Here is a 3,198-nt window from a genome sequence, read left to right on the forward strand (position 1 = left end):
TTTATGGCGATTTCAGCAATGACCAAGTTCGACCCTGCGGCGCTTTATCGAACCGTTGCGGAAAACCGCATCAGCATGTGCGGGGTGTTGCCGGCCGTGGTGGTGATGCACGCGGCGCGCGAGCTCGGGGCTACAAGCTGCCATCTGGTTCGCTATGCCCATTCCGGCCAGGTTAACGGCGATAACAACCGGGTAGTTGGCTATGCCGGATTGAGTATCGACTGATTTTAAATCGCTTGCCTTGCTTCAGATAAACACAGTATAAAAGGCCGCTGTTGCGGTCTTTTGTTTGTCCAAAGGAGAAAGATAAATGTCCGATTTACGTGTTCGTTTCGCACCCAGCCCGACCGGTTACCTGCATATCGGTGGCGCCCGTACTGCTTTGTTTAATTACCTGCTGGCCAAGCAGCAGGGCGGGACTTATGTGCTGAGAATCGAAGATACCGATGTCGCCCGTTCCACCCAGCAATCGGTCGACGCAATTCTCGATGCCATGAAATGGCTCGGGTTTTCCTGTGACGAAGGCCCTTTTTATCAATCGGACCGTTTCGATCTGTACAAACAGAAGGTGGAAGAGCTGGTTCAGGCCGGTAAGGCTTACCGCTGCTATTGCACTCAGGAAGAACTTGACGCCAAACGCGAGGCGGCGATGCAGGAAGGGCGCAAGCCGAAGTACGACGGCACCTGCCGCAACCGAACCGATCAGCCGGATGCGCCCTACGTCATCCGCTTCAAGCTGCCGGACGACAAAGAGGCGGTTACTTTTGACGACAAGATCAAAGGGCCGATCACTTTCCGTCTGGAGGAGCTGGACGACCTGATTATTGCCCGGACCGACGGTACCCCGACTTATAATATGGTGGTGGTGATCGACGATGCCGAGATGGGAATTACTTTGGTTATTCGTGGCGACGACCACGTCAATAATACCCCTCGGCAGATTCTGCTCTACGAAGCGTTCGGTTATCCGGTGCCGGAGTTCGCTCACGTGCCGATGATTCTCGGCTCCGATAAAAAACGCCTCTCCAAACGTCACGGCGCGACTTCGGTCATGGCTTACCAGGAGGAAGGGTTCCTGCCCGAAGCGATGGTCAACTACCTGGTGCGGCTCGGCTGGTCCTGCGGTGACGAGGAAATCTTCAGCATGGAGGATCTGATCGAAAAATTCAGCCTCGCCAACGTTGGCCGCGCGGCGGGAGTTTTCAACCCGGAGAAGCTGCTCTGGCTGAACAGCCACTACATCAAAACCGGCGATCCGGTCCGTCTGGCGGGATTGCTGAAACCTTTCCTTGAGGCCAAAGGGATTGCCACCGAAGGCGGCCCTGATCTGGTTGCCGTGGTCAAAAGTCTGCAGGAGCGGGCAGCGACAATGGTGGAAATGGCGGATGGCGCCGCTTTCTATTTTGTCGACAGCGTAGTTTACGATGAAAAAGCGCAGGAGAAGTTTCTCACCCCGGATCAGAAACCGCTGTTCGAGACCATTCTAGCTGAGTTGGAGAAATGCGGTGAGTTTGTCGAAGCGCAGCTGGAAGTCGCTTTTGCCAAGATCATGGAAATAACCGAGTTGAAGTTCGGCAAGGTTGCCCAGCCGTTGCGCGTGGCGCTGACCGGTGGAACCGCCAGCCCCAGCATCTATGAGGTTCTGCAGGTTCTCGGCAAGGAACGTTCGTTGGCCCGGATCAGCCAAGCGCTGCAGACATTCTGATTCGTTTTAGTGTTCCCGATATCAGCTATTTGTCACGTCCTAAAATACGTTGACAGTTTTTTCCTAAGCCACCTCCCCCATGGAGGTGGCTTTCTTATGCACTTCTTCTGGGGTTTGCATATTCAAACCAAGGTGTGGCCGCAGGCGGTTGTAGATAGCGACCGATTCTCGAACCCGATTCTCGAACCAACCCTTTCAGTTCTTGCAAATCACGACATTTATGAAGCAGAAACTCTTGCTTCAATATGCCATTCACCCTCTCTGCCAAAGCATTTTGGTAACAGTCGTAACCATCGGTCATTGATGGCGTTATGCCATGACGCTTCAATTCTTGTTGATAGATCGAAGAGCAATACTGTAAGCCTCTATCGGAATGATGCAGCAACGATCTACGTGTCCGGCGTTGTCTGGCTGCCTGACGCAATGCTTTGACGACACTTTCCGCGCGCAGATTGTCACTGACCTCGTACCCCATGATTTTACGACTATAGGCATCAGTGACCAACGACAGATAATGAACGCCTTCATCTGTTTCTACGTACGTAATATCGCTCACAAAGGCTTGCTCAGCCTGGTTAATGTCCTGCCCTTTGTACAGGTTCGGATATTTCTTCATCCAGTGCTTGCTCTGTGTTGTCTTGACAAATCGTTTGACCGGGGGAACTAACAGTCGGTGCTTCCTTAAATAGTCAAAAAATCCATCCCGACCTAATTTGATTCCCTGCGCATGAAATGTTGGCTTCAGCAGGGTGTACAGCTTGCGCCCGCCCAGTCTCGGCATGAACCGCCGGAGCTCCATTACCATCTCTTTGACGGGGTCCAACTCTATGCTGCGCTGATGGATGCGCCTTTCTCTTTGATAAACGGCCTGCCGACTGATGCCAAGAAGCTTGCAAGCGCGGCTTAAACTCAGCCCTTTCTGTTTTTGAAGGCGTCTCGCTCCTTGGCAATATACTTTTTTCTCAAGCTCATTCCGTGCTCTAAATCCAGGATATCCACCACTTCATTCAAGAGTAGATTGCGAAAACGTTCATCTTCGAGTTCGCGCTCAAGTCGCTTTATCTTCTGGACAGGGGTCTCTTTTGCTTTGGGAGTTTTAGGCATCGCGAGCCTCACAGGTTGTGTCCAATCCAACTTCCCGTGCTTTCTCAACCATGTTAACACGGTTGAGCGACCCTGGACGCCATAGATCTTCTGTGCCTGCTTGTAGGTCATGTCGCCTTTTTCCACGGCATCAACAACCTGCAATTTAAAGCCCATTGTGTAATCGCGTTGAGTCCGTCTCTTCCGCTTGCTTTCTACTTTGTCCATAAATAAGTCTCCAAAGTGTAAACTTATTTCAGGACGGGACAGCTGAATAAAAAAGCCGCTCCTGGTTGCAGGGGCGGCTTTTTTTAATCCTTTCGCACCACGTTCAAACCAGACGGACAGGAGCGAAACCTCCCCCGTCGGTTCGCAGGTTGGTGACCTGCCCCTGATAGAGGCGCGCGCCG

2 protein-coding genes and 1 pseudogene are annotated in these 3,198 nt (G+C 52.3%); 2 read left to right on the forward strand and 1 reads right to left on the reverse strand.

The genetic code is table 11. The features are described from left to right. Both amrB and gltX read left to right on the forward strand, forming a co-directional pair. A partial coding sequence (gene amrB, locus Q7J88_RS14200; RefSeq protein ID WP_303722895.1) for an AmmeMemoRadiSam system protein B occupies positions 1-225 on the forward strand: 225 nt, incomplete at its 5' end. Positions 226-310: 85 nt separating this feature from the next. Beyond that, positions 311-1,705: a glutamate--tRNA ligase gene (gene gltX, locus Q7J88_RS14205; protein ID WP_303722896.1), complete on the forward strand. Its 1,395-nt coding sequence runs from the start codon at positions 311-313 to the stop codon at positions 1,703-1,705. 63 nt (positions 1,706-1,768) lie between these two features. Here the strand turns inward: gltX and Q7J88_RS14210 are convergent. Continuing rightward, positions 1,769-3,016, reverse strand: a pseudogene (locus Q7J88_RS14210) (IS3 family transposase). Positions 3,017-3,198: the final 182 nt, after the last annotated feature.

Source organism: Malonomonas rubra, from assembly GCF_003247215.1.
Classification (GTDB): Bacteria; Desulfobacterota; Desulfuromonadia; order Desulfuromonadales; family Geopsychrobacteraceae; genus Malonomonas; species Malonomonas rubra_A.